General features: G+C 36.4%; 17 protein-coding genes and 1 other annotated feature. Of the genes, 4 read left to right on the top strand and 13 right to left on the bottom strand.

Going from position 1 to position 21,834, the window contains the following annotated elements; genetic code table 11:
* Positions 1-601 precede the first annotated feature (601 nt).
* The 6 genes from MT390_RS03075 to htpX all read right to left on the bottom strand — a co-directional run bounded on the left by MT390_RS03075 (position 602) and on the right by htpX (position 12,508).
* Complete coding sequence (locus tag MT390_RS03075; protein WP_166372913.1) at positions 602-1,483, bottom strand: NAD(P)-dependent oxidoreductase; 882 nt, start codon at positions 1,481-1,483, stop codon at positions 602-604.
* A 754-nt stretch (positions 1,484-2,237) separates the two neighbouring features.
* A complete protein-coding gene (locus tag MT390_RS03080) occupies positions 2,238-6,200 on the bottom strand; it encodes a translocation/assembly module TamB domain-containing protein (protein ID WP_499439540.1) in 3,963 nt (1,320 codons plus the stop codon).
* The gene (locus tag MT390_RS03085; protein ID WP_166372911.1) at positions 6,197-7,915 is read right to left on the bottom strand and encodes an autotransporter assembly complex protein TamA; all 1,719 of its coding nucleotides are present in this window, start codon (positions 7,913-7,915) and stop codon (positions 6,197-6,199) included. Before MT390_RS03085 ends, MT390_RS03080 begins: the two co-directional genes overlap by 4 nt.
* Entirely contained in the window at positions 7,915-10,443 is a 2,529-nt protein-coding gene (locus MT390_RS03090; protein WP_499439543.1) for a putative bifunctional diguanylate cyclase/phosphodiesterase, read from the bottom strand. Before MT390_RS03090 ends, MT390_RS03085 begins: the two co-directional genes overlap by 1 nt.
* Positions 10,436-11,413, bottom strand: coding sequence for an ABC transporter substrate-binding protein (locus tag MT390_RS03095; protein WP_499439544.1), 978 nt, complete (start codon positions 11,411-11,413; stop codon positions 10,436-10,438). Before MT390_RS03095 ends, MT390_RS03090 begins: the two co-directional genes overlap by 8 nt.
* A 222-nt stretch (positions 11,414-11,635) precedes the next feature.
* A complete protein-coding gene (gene htpX / locus MT390_RS03100; RefSeq protein ID WP_299667737.1) occupies positions 11,636-12,508 on the bottom strand; it encodes a protease HtpX in 873 nt (290 codons plus the stop codon).
* Between the two features lie 238 nt (positions 12,509-12,746).
* Between htpX and MT390_RS03105 the strand changes: the two genes are divergently transcribed.
* A complete protein-coding gene (locus tag MT390_RS03105; protein ID WP_299667734.1) occupies positions 12,747-13,028 on the top strand; it encodes a peptidylprolyl isomerase in 282 nt (93 codons plus the stop codon).
* Between the two features lie 158 nt (positions 13,029-13,186).
* Here MT390_RS03105 and MT390_RS03110 read toward each other — a convergent pair whose 3' ends face one another.
* The 6 genes from MT390_RS03110 to yoaA all read right to left on the bottom strand — a co-directional run bounded on the left by MT390_RS03110 (position 13,187) and on the right by yoaA (position 19,494).
* Entirely contained in the window at positions 13,187-13,741 is a 555-nt protein-coding gene (locus MT390_RS03110; RefSeq protein ID WP_499439545.1) for a cell division protein ZapC domain-containing protein, read from the bottom strand.
* A 223-nt stretch (positions 13,742-13,964) separates the two neighbouring features.
* Positions 13,965-14,975, bottom strand: a complete 1,011-nt coding sequence (gene pyrD / locus MT390_RS03115) for a quinone-dependent dihydroorotate dehydrogenase (protein WP_299667729.1) — start codon at positions 14,973-14,975, stop codon at positions 13,965-13,967.
* 235 nt (positions 14,976-15,210) lie between these two features.
* Positions 15,211-16,023, bottom strand: coding sequence for a hypothetical protein (locus MT390_RS03120; protein ID WP_499439547.1), 813 nt, complete (start codon positions 16,021-16,023; stop codon positions 15,211-15,213).
* Between the two features lie 93 nt (positions 16,024-16,116).
* Complete coding sequence (locus tag MT390_RS03125; RefSeq protein ID WP_299667724.1) at positions 16,117-16,419, bottom strand: hypothetical protein; 303 nt, start codon at positions 16,417-16,419, stop codon at positions 16,117-16,119.
* Positions 16,420-16,487: 68 nt separating this feature from the next.
* Positions 16,488-17,225, bottom strand: coding sequence for a tRNA (adenosine(37)-N6)-threonylcarbamoyltransferase complex dimerization subunit type 1 TsaB (gene tsaB / locus MT390_RS03130; protein WP_499439549.1), 738 nt, complete (start codon positions 17,223-17,225; stop codon positions 16,488-16,490).
* A gap of 346 nt (positions 17,226-17,571) precedes the next feature.
* Positions 17,572-19,494 carry a DNA repair helicase YoaA gene (gene yoaA / locus MT390_RS03135; protein WP_499439551.1) on the bottom strand — a complete coding sequence of 641 codons (1,923 nt, stop codon included), beginning with the start codon at positions 19,492-19,494 and terminating at the stop codon, positions 17,572-17,574.
* A 179-nt stretch (positions 19,495-19,673) separates the two neighbouring features.
* On the opposite strand from yoaA, the gene MT390_RS03140 reads away from it, so the two are divergent.
* Positions 19,674-20,060 carry a nitrous oxide-stimulated promoter family protein gene (locus tag MT390_RS03140; RefSeq protein ID WP_499439553.1) on the top strand — a complete coding sequence of 129 codons (387 nt, stop codon included), beginning with the start codon at positions 19,674-19,676 and terminating at the stop codon, positions 20,058-20,060.
* 73 nt (positions 20,061-20,133) lie between these two features.
* Here MT390_RS03140 and MT390_RS03145 read toward each other — a convergent pair whose 3' ends face one another.
* Positions 20,134-20,367 carry a hypothetical protein gene (locus tag MT390_RS03145; protein ID WP_166372900.1) on the bottom strand — a complete coding sequence of 78 codons (234 nt, stop codon included), beginning with the start codon at positions 20,365-20,367 and terminating at the stop codon, positions 20,134-20,136.
* Between the two features lie 122 nt (positions 20,368-20,489).
* On the opposite strand from MT390_RS03145, the gene MT390_RS03150 reads away from it, so the two are divergent.
* Positions 20,490-20,657, top strand: a complete 168-nt coding sequence (locus MT390_RS03150) for a DUF2986 domain-containing protein (RefSeq protein ID WP_166372899.1) — start codon at positions 20,490-20,492, stop codon at positions 20,655-20,657.
* A gap of 139 nt (positions 20,658-20,796) precedes the next feature.
* Positions 20,797-20,912 (top strand) — a sequence feature (His leader region).
* Positions 20,913-20,935: 23 nt separating this feature from the next.
* Complete coding sequence (gene hisG / locus MT390_RS03155) at positions 20,936-21,832, top strand: ATP phosphoribosyltransferase (protein WP_166372898.1); 897 nt, start codon at positions 20,936-20,938, stop codon at positions 21,830-21,832.
* The last annotated feature ends 2 nt before the right edge of the window (positions 21,833-21,834 follow it).

The raw sequence follows: 21,834 nt of genomic DNA on the forward strand, positions 1-21,834 counted from the left end.
TTCTGCAAAATTATATGCTTCAAGGTTACAAATTCCATTACGATTAATGACTCTTCCCTCTTCTATATTGTTGATTAAGTACTACAAATACACAGGCACATACTGCCAATTAAGATGCGATTTCCCGTCACTAAACCAACTATAAGGTAAGATGTCAGATGATTATATTTAGAGGAATGTAGGGTGTTGATGGTTAAATTAATGGATGAACTAATAGGATTAATGTATTAAAAAGCAGTTATTAACATAAGTTATTTGTTGCAATGCTTGTTGTTTTATAAGGAATTAAATTGACATGCAGCAGGCATAGAAATGATATGGGCAAATGGAACAGTATAGTGATTGAACTTGGGAAAACTGTAAAGGGAAATCTATTCGGTTATAATAAAACCTTACTTAGGATAAGCAAAGCAAAAAAATACTGCTACTTATGTGAATGTTTATCTTTAACAATCGACCAATAATTAATTAGTGGTTGAGTCGTTAACCTTGAACAACACAAAAATAACAGTACTGTTAAATATTTATTTAACACATTGATATAATGCTAGCTTTAACCTTCATTATATCAAGGGTAGTGTAGTGATATATTTCTTGAGTATTATTTGTTTAGCTTTAAAAAATAATCAAATATTTCTGGAACGTTACCGTTACCCATATCAGCATCAACTGCTGCTTGTAGATTTGCAGAAGTACCTTCAGCAATTTCAGAAACAGTGCCTAAATCTTTAACCATTTCTAAGAAATAACCTAAATCTTTATTTGCATTGGCAATAGAGAAACCTAAGTCACTTACGCCATCTACTGCATATTTTTTACAAAAGCCCATAAATGGTGAGTTAGATGGGCCTGTCGACATGATATCGAACAATTGTTGGCGATCAACACCCGCTTTATCTGCAACTGCAAATGCTTGAGACATTGCAGTTACTGTTGTCATACCCATGAAGTTATTGATCAACTTAGTTGTATGACCAGCACCTAAAGCACCAAGGTGGAATACGTTTTCACCTTGTTCTGCAAGTACAGGTTTAACTTTATTAAATGTTTCTAAGTCACCAGCAGCCATGATGTTTAATAAACCATCTTTAGCGTGTGCAGGAGTACGACCAAGTGGCGCATCAATCATACCTGCGCCTTTAGCAGCAAGGTCTGCACCAATTTTACGAGTAGATGCTGGAATAGAAGTACCAAAATCAACTAAAACAGAACCTTCTTTAATACCAGATAGGATACCGTTGTCGCCGTAAACAACCATTTCTACAACTTTAGAAGTTGTAAGACAAAGCATAACGATATCACTTTTTTCTGCTAATTCTTTTCCAGTAGCAACTTCAGTTGCATTACCGCGAGCGATAACAGCAGCAACTGCATCTTTATTAAGATCCATTACATTAACTTGAAAACCACGTGTTTGTAAGTTTTCAACCATGTTGCCGCCCATAAGGCCAAGTCCGATGAAACCGATGACTGGTTTAGTCATAATCTAACTCCTTAAATAGTATTTATTTGTATGTTTGTATTATTATATAATTGATGTAGCTAGAATATAGACCTATTACACAATAAGCAACGTCGAAGCACTCAAAAATGTAGATATAGTCGATTATTTACTTAATTAGTTACTAGTTATGTTACCCAACGCTAATTATTTAAATTGAATAGATTATTATTTAGACTACAAAAAAAGATTTAACACATTGATAAAATAAGTAATACTCGCAATTATTTCAGGGATACCAAAACTAGAATATTATAACGTAAAGAAATGTAAGACCTTGAAGTGAAGAGTTAACATGGAAATAAATAGAGTGAAAGGCAAAATTAGGATGAGGTTGACTTGTTGTTGTAATCATCATATTTGCAAGTAATAACAAATACCAATCCGCATAAAAACTGATCAATATTACTGGTTAAAATTAATGAACACTTCGTTGTGGTCAATCTCAATAGCTAGCTATTACTCAATCAAACGCCTTGCCCTCATTGAGTTTCCTTCGTGATTTTTGACCATTTAACTTTTAACCATTTAACTTTTAGCCATTTAATTAAGCGGGACAGTATGAGACGCAATAAATGCAATGTAATAGCTTGAGGTGACGTCAATGTAACGTTTTTGTTAATATAACTGCTAAAGCTCTCAAGAGTTATAGCTGAAAGCTTTAGCAATTTGATGATGAAGTTGACTGTAATATTCATTCAAGGCTGAATTAACATTATAACTATAAAAACGTTAACTAATCCCAATCCCATTCGTAATAAGCATCCACGGCTTGATATAGACCACTAGAAGCTTCTATATAAAACTGTTTAAACAATTCATAACGTATAGCAAAAATGGTAAATGAATCGAATACACCAACACCATAGCTGATTTCAACGCCCGGTGCGATAGTCCCTTTAATGCCTACAGATTGTTGGTCACCCTGCCCACTTGAGGCGAGTGATAAATCATCAATACCCACACTTTTACCAATGTTACCCATTACGCCATCGGTTTGGCCTGCCCCTAAATCTATTAATATAGAAGCAAGTTGATTGTTATTGCTATCACTTGAAGCATTAGCAATAGAGTAACCTCGAGTAATGTAAGATAAAGCATTCTGTTGCGACATCGCAGGCTCAGAGAAAATAGTTAACTGCAATTGGTGTGGTGTCCCTGTTACTCGCACACCAGCGGTTACGTTGTCTTCGGTATCATTAGGATCACGTATAGCTTCAATGTTGAGATAAGGTGCATCCGGTTGTCCTTGAAAAACGATACGACTATTTTGTAACACTAACTGTTGTGCTAAGGCTTTATAACTTCCCTTTGAAAAGGTCAATTCACCGTTAACAGTCAGTTCTTTTTTCAGTGCTTTTTTAACAATTAAATCTCCGTGAATATAAGAGTCTAAACCGATTGCTTTTAATCGAAGCTGGTCACCTAATGATACTTTTACTTTCATTTTAATCGGTAAATCAGCACTAGTCTCTTTTTCTTTGGCATCGACAACTATCACATCGTTAGAGACGCTAACGGCACCTTCAGGTAACTCTTTGACCGTAATATTCCCTTTATCAACGGTGATCACGCCATCTACACGGACATGGTCATCTAAAATAACATCAATATTAGGACTCACATAAAGCTCAATTTTTCCGTAATCTTGAATTAACATCTGATCGGCTTCGAAGTGTATTTTACCTTTCAAATTTTGGTTCCAATCGAGCAAACCATTGATATCAGCACGCCCATTCGTTTCTTTATTAGCTGCATCCGAATTACGCATGTTAGCAATACGTTGCGGTATATTAATGGTACTGACTGCTGTGTCTTTAATTGCGACTATGGTATCCAGTAATACATTTGATTTTTTCTTAGCTGGCTTTTTAGTATTTGTGAAAAAATAACCATCAATTTTTGCTTGATTGTCATCTATATCTACTTTTGCATTTAGATCAGTAATTCGTAAAGGTGCACTCGGCGCTTTTACAGATGCATCAGCGATTAATACCTGTCCTGCTAAAGAAGGTTTTTCAAGTTTTCCTTTAACTTTAATATCTGCTTGTAGCTGCCCTGTTAGCTTATCTACCTGTGGAATTAAAATGGCAAAGTTGTCGAAATCAGGCACTGATAAATCTAGGGTTGCATTGATTTGTGGAGTTGCCTGATAAGGTGTTATGTACCCTTCAACGTTTGCGTTAATAAGACCTTCAGATAATGCTTTTACACTAAAATCAGTTTGTTGCTTACCTGTCTTCATTTCAATATGAAATTGTTCTACAGGATAACGAATAACTTCTTTGGTGTTTTTATCAGCATTGATATTTAAAGCTATTGCATCACCGTTAACTTCTAGGTCAATACTTGGTTTCTGATTATTTTTCCAAAATACATCTACATTTGCAGCAAGTGCGCCTTCAAGTGTTAATGTATCGGGAATAAAAGGCGTTAATGATGCAAGTAAAAAGTCATCAATATTAATTTCTATATCACCGTTTTCACCCGCACTAAATTTTTTAATACAAAGTTGGCCATTTTGATCTTTGTTATTGTTAGTTGCTAACCAACAATGAGGGGTTAAATTTATTGTTTGTTGCTCTGTGGTAACTGTAAATGGGTCCTTTAACACTAAAATTCCCTGTACCGTTTCAATAACTCCCTTATCTAGAATAGCCGACCAAGTATTAAGTTGTTGTTCAAAAAGCACTGTTAAGTCGGTGTTGACCATTTTACTTTTTAAATCGACATTAACTTGATGCTGGACTTTTATATCGGCGACCGCATTAGGTTTAACATCAATTTTTATTGAATCTATTTTTTGACCATTGCTTCGAATGTTGTTGGCGTTAATGGCAAGGTTAGCCACAGGCAAATCAGATAGCATTGCTTGCCCTTTAATGCTTAAAGCTTCAATATCGTTATCCAAATAACTTAAGTCTTCGACATCTAAGTTACTGTCTATTTCAATTTTATCAATGCTACCCGCTAAGTTAACCTTGCCTTTGATTTTACCGCGGCTATCTACAATAATGTTAGTTAGGTTTTGAATATCCAAATCGATACTCAGGTCATTTTTATCTGCCACTTTACCATTCACTAACATTGAATTTTCAGCATTGTTAATCGCTAGATTATTAATGCTGAAACCTTGATTGGCATTACCACTTGCTTTGCCTTTAATCGTTAATGGGCGTTTAAGGTAGGAGCCATTGAGGTCTATAACAGGTAAATTAAAGGTCCAAGCTGGTTGTTTGTTGTCGGCTAACGGCACACTAACAGAATGTTGAATATGGCCACTTAATTGGCCTGGGTAGTCTTTACTTAATTCATTAAAGTTAATGTCATTAATACTTAAGTTACCCTTCCACGCAAGGTTGCTTAGCCAATTTAAATTCCCGTTAAGTTGTACGTCTCCCTGTAATGTTTTAACCATTAACGTTGATAAATCAAAGGACTGTAAATTACCTTTACCCTTTAAATTGATATCCGCAGGCGGTAAGTCTGTCAGGTTAAGGTGACTATCAAGCTGTAATTGGTAATTATTCAAGTTGCCTTTACTAGCAAGGTAACCTTTACTACTGGAGATTTCAGGCTCGCCGGATAAAGGCCAGTTGAATTCATCCCACTTAACGGTTAATTGATGTGGTAAGTTTTCACTGTATAAATCCACCGTACTATCAATTTTTGCATTAATTAATTGGCTCAACGTAATTGAAGAATGTAAATCAGCTAAATCGCCTTGACTGTTTAACTTTAATTGTTGGCCTTTTAATAATGTTGTAGGCTGAAGATCTTTAATTTCTTTGAGTGTTGCTTGTAAGGCTAAATCCATCGGATAACGTTGACTAAGGTCAATATCACCGGAGATGGCTAGATCTGCTTCAGGCAAATCTAGGTCAAACTGTTCAATAGTTAATTTAGAACCAAAAAAGGTAAATTGGCTGTTTAATTGATTAATAGAAACTAAATCTTTTTTGTTTTGGATTAGTTTAAAACCCTTCACGTCTAATTGTTTAACCGTTAAGTTAACGGGTAAGATTATTTCAGGTAACGTTGTGTCAGTTAAAATAGCGGGAAAACTTGAAAGTAGTTGCTGGCGTGTTTGTTGGTTTGTTTGATAGTTACTCTTTTTAGTTGCGCTATCAACTTCAGCATCCGCTAAAATAACCGTTAATCCTTTAATACTGGTACTTAGTGCTAAATTATTATCTTGCCCATCAGCTTTTAACAATAGCTGTTTAAGATCAACCTCTACACCTGCCACCTTCACATGGGTATTGTTAATCGCCAGATCTTTAATATTTACACGTAGAGGAAACTCTAAAACAAATGGTTCTGCATTTGGGTCTTCTGGTTCTGCGGGTGTTTCTGATTCTGGTATATTTATATCTGCGCTTGCGATTGTTAATGACTCCAGGCACAGCTCTTCTATTAGACAATTCCAATCAAATTCGTAACTAAGATCCTTGAATTCATACAACGCATCACCATCGACCCAACGTATTTTTTCATAAACAGGTGAATAAAAAAGACTGCCCTGCTTTAATGACATGGTTAATCTAGGTTCAAATTTTTGTATGGTATTAAGAATTAAATTATTACCTTGGTGCGTAAACAGACCTAAGCCAGTGATAAAAAGCACTAAAATAATGAAAACAAATAGAGTAAAGAAAATACGTTTGAGATATTTTCTAGTTAACAACAGATAACTCATAGTTCAGGCCCAATCATTAAATGAATCTTGAATGCATCACCGGTATCAGTTAAAGGTACGGCAACATAAAAACGAATAGGTCCGACGGGCGATGCCCATACAACTCCTGCGCCAGTGCCTACTGAGAGAGGTTCAGAAAAATCTTCGGTTGCTGTACCGACATCAGAAAATGCAGCTATTTTCCAGTTTGGTGCGACTGGAAAACGATATTCAAGGCTCGCTGTCGCAAGGTATGAACCACCAATCAAATAATCTTCGGAGTCCCTTGGTGCCACTTCTTCGTAATCATAACCCCGTATACTTTGGTCCCCACCTGTAAAGAAACGCATCGATGAAGGCACGTTATAGATTGAATCAGAAAAAATGGCGCCGGCTTCAGCTGACGCAATAAACTGGTGGCCACTATAAGTTCTGATAAATTTAGTTTGCCCATAGACTTTGATCGCATCCGCCGTAGAAAATAAACTTTCATTAGCAAACTCAAAATATACTAACTGTTTGTCCCCCCAATCGATATTGATTCCACCTTTACTTCTAATTCGGCTAAAACTAACACCAGGTAAAACTAATGAGGTAGAGAACTCCTGTTGACCCTGGGTACCGGACTCATTATCAAATCGAAGATAAATAGTACGCAACCAATCATTATCTAAACGCCAATTACGATTAAAACCAACTACAGACTGTTCAGTATCGGTATCGTTTTGATCCAGCACTTTATAACCGGCTTGAATTGAAAAGTAGTTATAAAGCGGATCTTCTAAGGGGATTTTATAGGTGGCAGACGCTTCCTGTTTAGGGACTGAAGCGGTAATATTTGTTTCAAATGAATGACCATATTGATTGATCCATGGACGTGTCCAACGAAATTTACCTCGCACACCTTCATCGGTGCTAAACCCTAAACCTGCATTAAATGAATCCTCTGGTTGCATATAAGTTAATACGTGCAAAGGAATCAATCGACCTTGTTTTTTTCGTATGTCGGGTAAAATGGTGATGCTTTTAAAATATCCAGTATCGTTAAGGTCTTGATTGAAAGCATTTAATATTCCCGTATCAAATGGGTCACCTTGTTTAAAATTAAGTAATGATTTAACAAACTCTTTAGCGGGCGTTTCTAGGTCAAAAATTAAATCGCCAAACTGATATCGCTTACCACTTTCAAACCATAAATGAATAATTGCGGTATTGTTTTTTTGTGTAACCTCAACTGACGACTTAGTATATTTTGCATCAAAAAAACCATAGCGTAAGGCCAAGCTTCTAGCACGACTTTTAGCAGATTCGTATTCACCGTGATCTAAAAAGTCACCTTCCTTGATTGGAAAGTTAAGCATTAGTTGCTGGAAGTTTTTATCGTGTAATGCTTCACCTGTAATACGTAAATCAACCGCTGAAATGGTGGTACGAGTACCAAGATCTACATCGACGGTAACGGTTTGCTTTTTCTCATCGCCAGTCACTGAAGGAGTGATTTTTGCTTGGTAATACCCTAATGCCACTAAACTCTCTTTACCTGTTACAACGACTTCATTCAAATAGGTCTCATCATCGGCGTTGTCAGGTACCGATAGGCCATTTAAAAAAACTTTTAAATTTGCGCTGGCTTTATTGTCTTTGATACCTTTTATCTCGAAGCTTACATTTGCAACTACGTTGCTTGAAACAAGACTTAGTAAACAGCATAAATAGAGTTTATAAATATTTTTCATTAACTATTAGGCTTCTCAAGTTTGATTGTCGAATTTTGCAATTTAGTTTCTTTGTCTTTCCTATTATTTAATAATTTTTGGAAATCGATGGTCGTTAACGGTGCACTTACCAGATACCCTTGGAACTGATTGCACCCTTTATCGATCAAAAAGTCCAGTTGTTGCTGTGTTTCAACACCTTCAGCCACAACCTCTAGATTAAGGGATTTACCCATATTAATAATAGCGGTCACAATCAGTTGTTGACTGTGTTGTTGCATCAAATTAACAATAAAAGATTGGTCAATTTTAAGTGCTGAAACCGGTAATATACTTAAGTATTGAAATGAGGAATAACCAGTACCAAAGTCATCGATAGCGAATCGAAAACCAAGTCGGCGTAACTCATGTAATTTATTGATAATCAATTCAGTATTAGAAACTAACACTGTCTCAGTAATCTCTATTTCAATCAAGCTTGGATCCACGCCTGTTTGTAATAAATATTGTTCAATGGTCTCAATAAAGTTGTCTTGTAATAATTGTTTAGGACTCACGTTAAGTGATAAAGTTTTGAAATATTGCGGTAATCCGGTTTTAACCCAATGCTTCAATTGAGTAAACGCATTTAGAAGAACCCACTCTCCTAGGGGAATAATCAAATCAGACTCTTCTGCTACAGGGATAAAATCTGCGGGTTCAACCCAAGTGTTATTAACTTGATACCAACGGCAAAGGGCTTCTGCCCCAACTAAGTTGCCATTACTGTTAGTACGAGGTTGAAAGCAAAGCGTAAACTCATTGTTATCCAATCCTTGACGTATTTTGCTTTGTAATTGATGTGTACGATTAATTTTTTCCTCTATTGCTTTTGCAAAAAAGCTAATATTACTTAAAGGGTTATCTTGCGCTGTTTTCATTGCCATTGCTGCTTGGCGAAGTATATCTTCAGCTTGCAATCCTTCACTTGGGAAATGTGTAATACCGTAGGCAAATTTTAAGCTTAACTTTTCACTCGTTAAATTGAACGGCTGTTTGAGTGTTAATGCTATTTGCTCAGCAAAGCGCATTGATATTTGAGCCGCATGTTCACGGTCTGAGTGTAAATCAGATAAGACGATAACAAACTCACAACCTCGAAGACGTGCAACATAATCAGGCACACTAATGAGTTTTTCTAATCGTCTGGCAATTAAACTTAATAATTGTTCTCCTTTGTGATTACCATCAAGCTCATTAATCGCTGAAAACTGTTGGGCATCAATGACTATTAACGCACCAAATAATCCATTGTTTTGCTGTCTGATATTTTCATCTGAAATATGAGAGATTAAACCTGTCCGATTCGGCAATTCAGTTACTTCATCATACTGTGTCTGATATTTAATTGAGGTATGTAACACCTTGTAGGCAGAAACATCAGTCATAGTGCCGATCACACGTAGCGGGTTACCTTTGTTATCCCATGATACCGTTTGACCTCGCGTTAATACCCAACGGTAATCACCATTTTTGCAGCGGATTCGATGGGAGTTTTCAAAAAATGAATCTCGACCAACAAAGTGCTCACAAAAATCATTAAACACATTGTAAAGGTCATCCTCATGAATGCGAGTTTCCCATTCTATAATGTCTGCTTTTATATCTTCTGGTTGATAGCCTAATATCTCTTTCCAACGGTTGGAAAAAAAGACCTGATCCTGTTTTATGTCCCAGTCCCATACCCCGTCTCGTGCGCCTCTAAGTGCATATAATAAACGTTGCTCACTACCCGCTAGTTCGTTCATGTTATCGGACACATCGACAATTAAATCAGAAAAAGCACGTTGTAAAAAACCTATTTCGCCAACACCTTTTTCAGTTAATTCAGATAGGCTTGTTAAGTCATAGCTACGCATCTCATTTACAAGGCGTTTAAGTGGCACTATCACCAATCGATTGAGTGAATATACGGATAAGCTAACCGTCAGCAATAATAAGGCGCACTGCTTAATGAGTTCAATGAGTTTACTGTGTGCTAGCTCACTGTAGGCACTCTCTAATGAATAGCGTATAAAAATAATGCCATTAAATTTACGGTTTAAGCTGTTACCTTTAGAGATCATCTGTAAAGGGGCATAAACCACTAACTCTTTACTTTGTTTGAAGTATTTGACTACTATTTCATTATCATTAATAACACGATTTAATACGGCACCTTCATAACGTTCAAGTTGTAGTTTTGAAAACATGTATTTTTCACGGAAGTTATTACTGAGAATAATTTGTTGATTTTTGTCTACCACTGCGACCGTTTGTACGTTCTCATTTAATGCAGCGGTGGATACAAAATCTTGTGCACGCGCCTTTTCAAGGCGCATTAATGCATTGGACAGTGAAGTTTGTAATTGCCCAGCTAAGCCTTTGATATCTTGCTCTGCTTCAACATATAGCTGGTCTTGACTTTGACGAAAATCTTGAATAAAGATCATTGTTTGTAAAACAAAAAATATGCTTAGAAATATTGCGGGCAATATAATTAATAGTGAAACTCTACGAATTTTATTCATAAATTGCCTGCTCTAAGATACGTGTTGATATTAGCGTGGCTAGGTTTGTTTGTATTTGACTTAACATCCTTCTATCACTCATCAACTTACTTAATTCTTCTGCTCTCAATTGCATATTTGAAGGCGAACCAGATAAGAACATTAACGCCTCTTTGGGAGGAATAAAATGCGTATTCCCAAAGGCATTTTTTAGAATATAAGGATATAGTTGTAACCTTACTGACATGCTGGCTAAAGCCTCCGCGGTATGCTCTTCATAGAATGCTTGAGCACGGTAAAACTGTTTTAGAAAGTGTGTTATTTGCACTTCTTTTTCTTGCTCCAAATTACCCCGGACGACCATAAGATTAATAATGGGTAAACTTAAGGATTTAGAGTTAATAAGTTCTCTTGCGCCTAATGCTAGTAATTGTTGTTTTACCGGCTCTTTAACAATTAAGGCATCTATATCGCCTCGTAGATAAGCATCTTTAAGCTCATTTTGTTTGACTTCAAAGAGTTGTACTGTTTGATTATTTAACTCTGTTAACGAAAAAACTTTATCTAATAGCAAGGCACCTGCTGCTTTGTTTTCATAACCAATAGAATGCCATTTTAATTGTTCCAGTGTTTTGATTTCTGGCTTTGCCATTAACGCGTCCCCGCCTCTAGAACGGTCAATAACTGAGACTATTTTTAAATCGATTCCTAAAGCGACTAGTGTTAAAACTTCATCCAATGAAAGGAAAGCAACATCGAGTTTAGCTGTCTGAAAAGCTTGAATGACACTAGTAGGGGAAGTCAGTTCAAGTAATGAATATTTATCTTTATCTAGATAGCCAAGTTCACCGGCCAAAAAAGCAAACTCGAAATTTGGCCAAGGTGCGGCACCAATAGTCAGCGGCTTTTGATACGGAGTACATGCCACTATAAACAGAGTAAGGCATAGAGAACTGACAATTTTTAGGCATTTGTCGATATAGATATTCATAACAAGTACATCAGATTAATTAGGAGAGCATTGATTTTACAGTAAAACAGATAAAAAAATAGCGCGTAACAAGTTACGCGCTATAAATACGGGTTGCGGATCAAAATACAAAAAATTAACTACCGGTGTAATCAACTGATGAATGGTCTAAATGCACCTAGCACAGGATTCTCCTTACACCTTTAATCTTCCTACTTCCATACTTTGATTCCCTTCACAAAGTTACATCATCTGACTATTTTGTAATGCTTTAATACGATCTTCTAAGGGAGGATGTGACATAAATAAACTTCTTTTCTTTTTACCCGATATACCAAATGCCATTAAGCTACCCTCTAGCTGTGGCTCTGATGTTCTTTGTAATTTTTGTAATGCGGCAATCATCTTATTTTTACCGACCAGTGAAGCAGAGCCTGAATCAGCTTTAAACTCACGTTGACGTGAATAGTACATAACAATCGTGCTTGCAAGTACACCAAATACCATCTCTAATATAAATACAATGATGTAATAAGAGAAACCATGTCCTGAGTTTTCATTGTTATTACGCATCGCATTGTCAATTAAACCACCAATAACGCGTGCTAGGAAAATAACAAAGGTGTTAACTACACCTTGGATTAACGCAAGCGTTACCATATCTCCATTTGCCACATGACTAACTTCATGGGCTAAAACGGCTTCGGCTTCATCACGTGTCATTTGTTGTAACAAGCCAGTACTAACTGCTACTAACGCATCATTCTTTTTCATTCCGGTGGCAAAAGCATTCATATCCTGTGCGTTATAAATTGCTACTTCAGGTGTTTTAATACCCGCTTGTTTAGCTTGTCTTGTTACTGTTTCTAGTAACCAACGTTCAGTATCATTACTAGGGGAAGTAATAACGACAGCACCTGTACTTCTCTTTGCCATCCACTTGGACATAGCTAATGAGATGAAAGAACCACCAAAACCAAATACGGTTGCTAGCACCAATAACCCACCGATACTTCGAGAGTCCATGCCAGTAACTGAAAAAACAATACTTAATACAATACCTAACACTAATATAACGGCTAAGTTAGTTAATAAAAATAATGCAATACGTTTCATGCTGACCTCAATTAATAAATAATACGCCACGAACAGTGGCTTTTGTTAATGTTACTTACGCGTGATAAGTGAGCAATATAAATAACAATCTTTTTGACATAATATGACTTTATTTGCAATATGCAAGTAATAAAACCAATATAATTTATAAAAAATGCATTACTCTGACCACTGATATTTGCACCTTATATCTTCTGCCGTTACAATCATGCTCTTTTATACCATTTAAGGAATTACCATGGCTTTAGCTCAAGCACGTCACATATTAGTTAGCTCTGAAGAACAATGCTTAACATTAAAAAACGATATTGAAGCAGGTACTGATTTTGCTTCAGTTGCTAAACAACATTCATCTTGCCCATCGGGTGCACAAGGTGGTGATTTAGGTGAATTTGGTCCAGGTATGATGGTTCCTGAATTTGATAAAGTTGTATTCAGTGCGCCAGTGGGTGAAGTACAAGGTCCAGTTAAAACACAATTTGGTTACCATTTATTAGAAGTAACTAAACGTAACGATTAATGATTAACCTTTGAAGTGATTTTTCCGCTTAGTTTTTTATAAGCCGAATAGAGTAAACTCAAATAGTAATTATTAATAAAAATAATAATTACTAACAAAAAACCGCTTTATAAGCGGTTTTTTTATTGCAAAATTAAAATGAAAAGTTAGCAGCAAGGTTATCCGGCATTTTGAAACGAAACCCATTCCTGTGGTTGCGATTCTAAACATGGCGTTAATTTATCGGCGGTGACTTTAATAATTTGGAATTGTTTGAATATTTTTCCATTAGAAAAATTATGTATTTCGTCAAATAGCATGCACAAACAAAAGTTATCCTGTTGTTCTAATACCATATACTTAGCAGACTCAGGCATGCCAGAGGTTGTTAACATGGCTAACTCACCGTTATTATATTGAGTTTGTTGATGTTCTGATGTTTGAAATAACCAACTTTTAGGCATCATTGGTTTATGAAACAGATCTATCGCGATTAAATGTAAGATTATCTTACAACGCAGAGACTCTTCAAAGTGACTTAATGATTCACTTTCAAATAATTCAATATAACGCGACACATCATCAACGGTAAACGACAACACTTGGCTTTCTCTTAAACGTAACATATTCGATTCGTAAACAATGGGGAAAGTTCGCTCACGGTCTACAACAGATAGCTTCCCCTGTTGCAGGTCAAAGACCCATTGCCATTCTGCTTTTGGAATATAATCCATTACTTTCTCCTCATGTTCTATAACTATCACTTAACCTTATATATAAAAAGGTAAAGCCCACTAATAAAGTAGTATTAATAAAGTACCATTAATAACGCGCCAATAATAAAGTAATGTTAAATACTTGGGGCAATGACTCTTCTTTCAAGACTCGAAGATATATCATGTTGCTGTTTTTAATCGCTAAGCAACATGATTATGGCGTTTACTTGGTAACCTTATTTTAAATATAGTTAACGATATTTTTAACTAATGGTGGGCCTTGATAAATAAAACCTGAATAAATTTGCACCAAGCTTGCACCGGCATTAATTTTTTCTTTTGCTGCGATAACGCTATCGATACCGCCAACACCGATGATTGGAATTTGGCCATTAAGATGTTGTGCAAATTTAGCTATCACGGCAGTACTTTTACTTTGTACCGGTCTTCCACTCAAACCACCTGCTTCTGAAGCATGCGACATACCTTTAACCATTTCACGGTCTAAGGTTGTGTTGGTTGCAATTAACCCATCTATTTTGTATTTCAATAATGATTGAGCGATAGATTCAATTTCTTCGTCACTTAAGTCTGGCGCTACTTTCAATGCAATCGGTACATATTTACCATGTTTTTCGGAAAGTTCTTGTTGGCGTGTTTTTAATGAATCTAATAAGTCATCTAATGCTTCACCATATTGTAAAGAACGTAATCCCGGTGTATTTGGAGATGAAATATTGACTGCGATATAACCTGCGTGTGCGTAAACTTTATCCATACACAGCAAATAATCCTGCTTGCCCTGTTCCACTGGCGTATGAATATTTTTACCAATGTTTATGCCAATCACACCTTTAAAATTACTATTTTTTACATTTTCAATGAGATTATCTACACCGTCATTATTAAACCCCATACGGTTGATAATCCCCTCACCTTCTAATACACGGAACATACGAGGAGAAGGGTTTCCTGGTTGACCAACTGGCGTCACCGTCCCCACCTCAATATGACCGAAACCCATTGCACCAAAGGCATCAATGCATTCAGCATTTTTATCAAGACCAGCAGCAAGGCCAAGTGAATTAGGAAACGTTAATCCCATTACTTGCACTGGGCGATGTTGTACTTTTTGGCGGTATAGAAGATCTAATAATGTACCGTGCGTTAATTTGAGCTGCTTAATTGAAAGATCGTGCGCTTTTTCTGGATTCATTTTGAATAATAAACTGCGCATAACTCGATATAACATAATAGGACCTTGTATTATTGGGTATTTATTAATGAAATTTTCATTATTGTATAGAAAAAATGGAAAAATCAACACTCAAATAATGACAAAAGGATGAAATCAGAAAGTTAATACTGTCAACTATTGCATTAATAAAGAGGAAATTATTGATAAGTTGCAAGGAACAATCAGCAACTCTTGGCATTAATACCAAGAATATTTAATCAGATCAATTACTTGCTAAAATTCGGTTATATTATTGAATGTTACTAGTGGTAATGTTTAATGAGGGATAATGATGAATACGTACTCTCCATCCTTTTAACCAGATCAGCTCATCTCTAGGTGCATTTTTAACACGTCTTGTAAGCATTTCATCGGCGGCCAAAGCAAAGCTACGTAATACATTATCTGTTTTTTCAGGCATCGCTAACAAAACTTGTTTTAAGCCCCAGCCTTGACCTTGATATTTTTCTTTATCCGAGGTGCCCTCGCCCTTAAAATTAATATAATCTAATAAAACAAAAATACCTTCAGGTGTTGCTTTTAATGCGTCTAAACTTTGATTTATTTTAACTCTTTGTGGTTTAGAGCTATTCGCTAAGATCGCAGGAATACCCTTTTCTAAGCGTTGAATAATAAACTGAGCTTGTAATGCAGCAGTATCTTGCATTAATTGTCTTAATTGAGTCAGTTTTTCATTGTTAAACTCACGATAAAATTCTTCTCTTGTTTTCCAAGGAGCTGTTTTTGCGTTAATTAACCACTTAGGTACGGGGACAGCATTGCTAGTAATATAATCAAGTAAAGCTGGGAATTGTTCGATGTATGGCCCTTTTTTTACCGTTGGGTACCAAATAAAATGCCCGATCCCCATCGAAGGAAAATCTTCATTTCTATTCCATACCGTAAGATGTTCCTTTTTGCCTGCACCTTCATTTTCCCAAATTAAAGTCGCTAGCACATCGATTTGCGCAAGTGAAAGTGGAATAGGGTAAGTCTCAGCAAAAGATTTAAAGGGAGAGAGAGCAAATAATAAAGTAAGTGACAGTATAAAATGACGCAACATAATTTACCTAAGAGATTATAAATAGTGGAGTTGATAGACTGTGATATAAATTTAAGGTTCAATTTAGCGGTAGTTAATACTGGATAACGTTAGTTAAACTACAAAATGAAAGCTCATGCTATCAATCACTTGTTCTCGTTTTTCTTGTGTCGCTACTTGATGGTATGCATCTAATGCGCCACGCCCTTTAGCACTTGGCTGGTCATAACCGATGGTGTCGTTGATCGACTGTTGTTGTTCTGAAGAAAGGACTAAAGAAAACTCAGTTGAATCCGATTTCTTAGAGACAGGACTAATTTCGCTAACGGGTGGCGTATTTTCATTTTTTTTAACTTGCGACAATTTACCCGTGTTAATTGGGTTATTTGTCATTGCAACATTATTATAAATGGCCATAGGTTATTAGAACTACCTCTAAGTGGATGTTATTTCTATCTGAACTTTTATAGTTGCATTATAGACAATTATTCACGACCTGGTAGTTTTTTCCACGTCACAGTGTCACGTAAATAGACCGGCGTTGCATTTTCAGGATGCACTGCAGCGTTATCAGCGATTAATTCACAAGCAGATTGCAACATAAATGCAGCATTAGGGTATAAAACATCAGAAACATGACTGACTTGAAATGCGTTTAATAACTCAGGATATGCCGCCCATCCAGTACCGACTAATAAGCTATTTTGTTGAATAGATTGACCTGTTTCAGACATTGAATTGATCAAGTCCAGTGGTTTCACTACCGTTTCTTTGCCCTGTAATTCCATGATGCCATTTACATTTAGGTAATGAGCAAAATACACTTCGCCCATACGAGCATCAATAGCCGCATAAATATGTTCAACTGCTGTGTTTGCTTGCTCACTCGTACTAAGGGTTAATGCTTCCTGAGCCATTGCTTGTAACGTTGAAACACCTACCATTTTCTTTTCTAGGCCAAATGCCAGTCCTTGGGCGATACTGATTCCAATTCTAACGCCAGTAAAACTCCCTGGACCTTGCCCATAAGCAATCACATCAATATCTGCTAAGGATAAGTTTGCCTCTTTAATCACCTCATCAACGGTTGGTAATATACGTTGAGTATGTTCGCGAGGAGCCAGCATAAAGCGTTGAAAAATGGTTGCCTGTTTAGTTGACACTGCAACCGAACATGCTTCTGTTGAAGAATCAATGCACAGAATATTGTATGAAGATGACATAAATTGCCTATTTAATGAATATGAAAAAGTGGCCGGCGTTACGGTTAAATAACTGATGTATACCGTCATTAAGTTAAATTTTTTATGTGCTTAGGCACAAAATATTGTTTTAAGTAGTACCTTTTTAAGCAGTACCTTTGTAAGTAATACCGTTTTAAATAAGATTGTTCTAATTAGTTTTGTTTTAAGAACTCACATTTTAAAAACTACTATAAATTATAAAAAGCATTAGAAATCGATATTAAGAATTAGCTTGTCGATTTTTTGGCCGTTTGTGTGTTAAAGTATTTTGGTAATACTAGTTACAAACGAGCCATTGAAAAAGGCGTTAGTTTATTCGATTAATTTATTCAATTAAAGTCAGAAAATCGATTGCCTTGTTAAGGTCTCTCGTTCGCGGCATGCAAGGTAAACTATTAAGGAAGAGATTGCCATATTTTCGACTCACTAAACGTGTATCACAAACAATTAACACACCTTTGTCTTGTTCCGCTCTAATTAAACGCCCAACCCCCTGTTTCAAGGTGATCACCGCTTGTGGCAATTGTACGTCAAAGAACGGATCTCCGCCTTTTAACTCTGCATCTTCCATGCGCGCTTTTAACAAAGGTTCTTCAGGCGATGCAAAGGGAATTTTATCGATAATCACACAGGATAACGTTTGTCCGCGTACATCAACCCCTTCCCAAAAACTGCCCGTTGCCACCAATAGTGCGTTACCGTGATTAATAAACTCATCTAACAGGGCTTGTTTACTTTTTTCACCTTGCAATAGGACGGGTAAAGTTAACGATTCACGAAAAGCTTGTGCGAGCTGATTCATCATCGAATGACTGGTACAGAGGAAAAAACAACGTCCTTTACTGGCATTAATAACAGGCGATAGCATATCAACTAATTTTGTCGCTAATCCAGGAGTGCCTGGTTCAGGTATTAATCGAGGAACCACAAAAAGGCTCTGTGTTGCATAATCAAAAGGACTGCTTAATTGTAAGCAATTAGCCGCAGTTAACCCAAGTAACTGAGTAAAATGTTTAAACTCGCCTTTGACTGACAAAGTCGCGGAGGTGAATATCCAACTAGCCTGCTTTTTTTGACACTCTGTTTGAAAACGAGTGGCGACACTAAGCGGCGTAATATTCAATGAAAAGTGTTGCTTAGTACATTCATACCAATAACTGAAACCGCTTTCGTGGGTATTATTTAAACGTTCAAACAATAAACTGTATTGATTAATTTTTTCAAAACAGTGATCTAATACTTCGCTTTTACCCAAACGCTCGGTCAATACTTGTTTTAAAAAGGTCATTACTTGTTGTAAACGTGTAACATGCATTTGCATAGCGCGATCTTTACTTTTATCTCGCCAACTACCCGAGCCTTTTTCTATTGCAAAGGCTAGCCTGAAATCTAAAGATGCAGCTCGTAATTGCTCTGCCGCTTTTGCCATCTGTTTTGCTTCTTTTAATTCAGTGCGATAGACAAAATCGATTTCTTTGGCTAGTTCTGTAAGTTGCTTACTTGATAAGGTTTCACCAAAATATTGACTGGCGATGTCTGGCAGCTGATGGGCTTCATCAAACACATAACAATCTGCTTCTGGAATTAATTGACCAAAGCCTGTCTCTTTCACTGCTAAATCGGCAAAAAACAGATGATGATTAATAACGATAACATCTGCATCCATTGCTTTAGTACGAGCTTTTACAACAAAACAATCTTCATAGCTTGGGCATTCTTTACCGAGACAGTTATCATTACTGCTGGTGATTGAAGGAATGATCATTGCATCTTCAGGCAAATCATCAACTTCTGCAATATCACCGGTCCCCGTGCTAATAGACCAATCTTTAATTGCGACTAATTCACTATGCAGATTGGGTTGTTTGAAACGAGTTTCAAGCATGAAACGGTTAAGTCGTTCAATACAAAGATAGTTCGCGCGACCTTTTAATAAGGTGCAATGTCCAGTGAAACTAGTGGCTTGTAATAGAAGAGGAAGATCCTTTAAGTATAATTGTTCTTGTAACGCTTTACTGCCCGTTGAGATAACTAGTTTTTGCCCTAAGCTTTTATCTAAATTCAATAGCGCAGGTGCTAAATAAGCAAAGGTTTTGCCTGTACCCGTTTCTGCTTCGACTACTAAAGAACTTTGTTGTTTAATTGCTAGGTCAACGGACTCGGCCATTTTAACTTGTGCGTCACGACCGATAAAGTGAGGAAGAATATTGGCAAGTGCGCCTGTTGATGAAAAAAATGAAGCAATCAATTTATTAAGCTCTGCCGTTGAATAATGTATAATATTCTACGTTATTAATCTTAAACTGAACATGCTTTAGTGCGCAGTAAAACACAAACAGTCTTTACTCGTAAGATCCGCAACGATTACTAAAGCAACAGCGATCACTAAAGCATACCATCACAACGGGAAGCGACCACGGGGACATAATGACAGAGCAAAAAAAGGCAGATTTATTAACAGGTCATTTAGCCGTCGAACTCAACACCATTCGAGCGATGACGACAATTTATTGCAAAGCACACCATCAGCATTGTGTTTGTGAACAATGTTTAGCTCTGATTGAACATGCACAAAAAAAATTAGATAGATGTGTATATGGTGATAACAAACCTGCTTGCAAGCACTGCCCTATTCACTGTTACAAACCTCAATTTAGGCAACAAGCACAAGTGGTGATGCGTTACGCTGGCCCTAAAATGTTGCTTAGACATCCCGTGTTAGCTATTAAGCATTTAATCAAATCAACTAAGAAATTTCCGGAAGTCATTCCAACTGGATTATCTAATTACCATCAACGTAAAAGTAATAAGTGATTCAGCTATTGTTGACCATATAGTCACTGGATATAGTTAAGTTTACTTATTCCTTAAATACAAAATTTAACCATCAAATGGTGATGTCGATATGTTTTGTTTCTGGCTTTTCATCCTGATCTGTTTTTTTAGTGGCTGTGATAGGTTTCAGAAAGTGTACACTTTCTTCTATATCTTCAGGTGAGGCATTATTATTACGGTTGGATGCTTGATATTTAACCACTTTACCAGTGGACATTTTATTGGTTTGGAAAGGTTTAAACACATAGGTTCTGTTGATGAAGTCATTAATGAGATGTTGGCTCATATTCCCTCCCTATTCAGATTGTGTGCATTGATAGATAAATGGATTGTCATTGTTATCAAATTGAACTTTGAATTTATCCCTAGACTCTTTACAATACAACTCATATTAATAAGGGTTTTAACATGAATCGCAAAAAGAAACTAAATAGTATCCTCAAAAAACGCATGAAAAAGATTAATGCAAAAGCAGCACCCAATACAAAGGGCAAATATATTTCTAAAGCTGAAAGAGCAAAATTAGAACAAATAGATGCACAAAATAGTGAAAATGAATCTATTACGGGTGAATAATCAAAGTTTTTGCATAATTATTCCAATTTGGTCTTAGATATGTACAAAAATAGTTTCACATTTTGGATTGAGATTGGTAGGCTTAGTGTCAATTAAATTACAGAGTTTTAATCACAATGAAGAAAGTAAATCTGAAAGCACATCACCATCATATTACCTAATCTTTCAGGATTTTTCTTGGAAGAGATGTTATGTGCTTCCAGTGGTTACCCAAATTTAAACCCTCGGAAGTAAATCTCCCGAGGGTTTTTTAGTTTTAAATGCAAGGAAATGAGTTTATGTCAGAGCAACGTTTAAGAATAGCAATACAAAAAAAAGGTCGTTTAAGTGACGATACAGTTAAATTATTAAAAGCCTGTGGAATTAAAGTTAATTTAAATACCCAACGTTTAATCGCACACAGTGATAATATGCCAATTGATATCCTACGCGTGCGCGATGACGATATCCCAGGCTTAGTAATGGATGGTGTTGTTGATTTAGGTTTTATTGGTCAAAACGTGCTTGAAGAAGAAAGCATGATGCGTAAAGTTGCTAACGAACCGACTGCGCATAAAGTAGTGAAAGAATTAGCCTTTGGTGAATGTCGTTTCTCTCTAGCTGTTGACAATGACTTTGATTATCAAGGTGTTCAATCTTTAGCAAACCTTCGCATTGCAACAACTTATGTACATATCCTAAAACGTTTCATGGCTGAAGCTAACGTACCTTACACCTCTTGTATGCTAACTGGTTCAGTTGAAGTTGCACCACGAGCAGGTTTAGCCGATGCAATCTGTGATTTAGTTTCAACGGGTGCAACACTTGAAGCTAATGGTTTAAAAGAAGTTGAAGTGATTTACCGCTCTACTGCCGTATTAATGCAACGCAATAAACCTTTAACGGACGAAAAGCAAGATTTAGTAGACCGTATTCTTACTCGAATTGATGGTGTTCAAACGGCAAAAGAATCTAAATATATTATGCTAAATGCACCAAAAGCTAACCTTGCTGCGATTACTGATCTATTACCTGGTTCTGACTTACCAACGGTGATGGAATTAGCGGGTAGTGAAGATCATGTTGCATTACACGTGGTCAGTAAAGAGAATCTTTTCTGGGAAACAATGGAGCAATTAAAAGCATTAGGTGCAAGCTCAATTCTAGTATTACCTATTGAAAAAATGATGGAGTAATC

Source organism: Vibrio sp. 2-Bac 85 (assembly GCF_037546705.1).
Lineage (GTDB): Bacteria > Pseudomonadota > Gammaproteobacteria > Enterobacterales > Psychromonadaceae > Psychromonas.

Coding starts and splice junctions, on each gene's coding strand:
- pyrD (WP_299667729.1), bottom strand. CDS start 14,975: ATGTTATATCGAGTTATGCGCAGTTTATTATTCAAAATGAATCCAGAA.
- MT390_RS03150 (WP_166372899.1), top strand. CDS start 20,490: ATGAATCGCAAAAAGAAACTAAATAGTATCCTCAAAAAACGCATGAAA.
- MT390_RS03110 (WP_499439545.1), bottom strand. CDS start 13,741: ATGGATTATATTCCAAAAGCAGAATGGCAATGGGTCTTTGACCTGCAA.
- MT390_RS03125 (WP_299667724.1), bottom strand. CDS start 16,419: ATGGCCATTTATAATAATGTTGCAATGACAAATAACCCAATTAACACG.
- MT390_RS03075 (WP_166372913.1), bottom strand. CDS start 1,483: ATGACTAAACCAGTCATCGGTTTCATCGGACTTGGCCTTATGGGCGGC.
- MT390_RS03095 (WP_499439544.1), bottom strand. CDS start 11,413: ATGAATATCTATATCGACAAATGCCTAAAAATTGTCAGTTCTCTATGC.
- tsaB (WP_499439549.1), bottom strand. CDS start 17,225: ATGTCATCTTCATACAATATTCTGTGCATTGATTCTTCAACAGAAGCA.
- MT390_RS03090 (WP_499439543.1), bottom strand. CDS start 10,443: ATGAATAAAATTCGTAGAGTTTCACTATTAATTATATTGCCCGCAATA.
- MT390_RS03105 (WP_299667734.1), top strand. CDS start 12,747: ATGGCTTTAGCTCAAGCACGTCACATATTAGTTAGCTCTGAAGAACAA.
- htpX (WP_299667737.1), bottom strand. CDS start 12,508: ATGAAACGTATTGCATTATTTTTATTAACTAACTTAGCCGTTATATTA.
- MT390_RS03140 (WP_499439553.1), top strand. CDS start 19,674: ATGACAGAGCAAAAAAAGGCAGATTTATTAACAGGTCATTTAGCCGTC.
- MT390_RS03145 (WP_166372900.1), bottom strand. CDS start 20,367: ATGAGCCAACATCTCATTAATGACTTCATCAACAGAACCTATGTGTTT.
- MT390_RS03080 (WP_499439540.1), bottom strand. CDS start 6,200: ATGAGTTATCTGTTGTTAACTAGAAAATATCTCAAACGTATTTTCTTT.
- MT390_RS03085 (WP_166372911.1), bottom strand. CDS start 7,915: ATGAAAAATATTTATAAACTCTATTTATGCTGTTTACTAAGTCTTGTT.
- MT390_RS03120 (WP_499439547.1), bottom strand. CDS start 16,023: ATGTTGCGTCATTTTATACTGTCACTTACTTTATTATTTGCTCTCTCT.
- hisG (WP_166372898.1), top strand. CDS start 20,936: ATGTCAGAGCAACGTTTAAGAATAGCAATACAAAAAAAAGGTCGTTTA.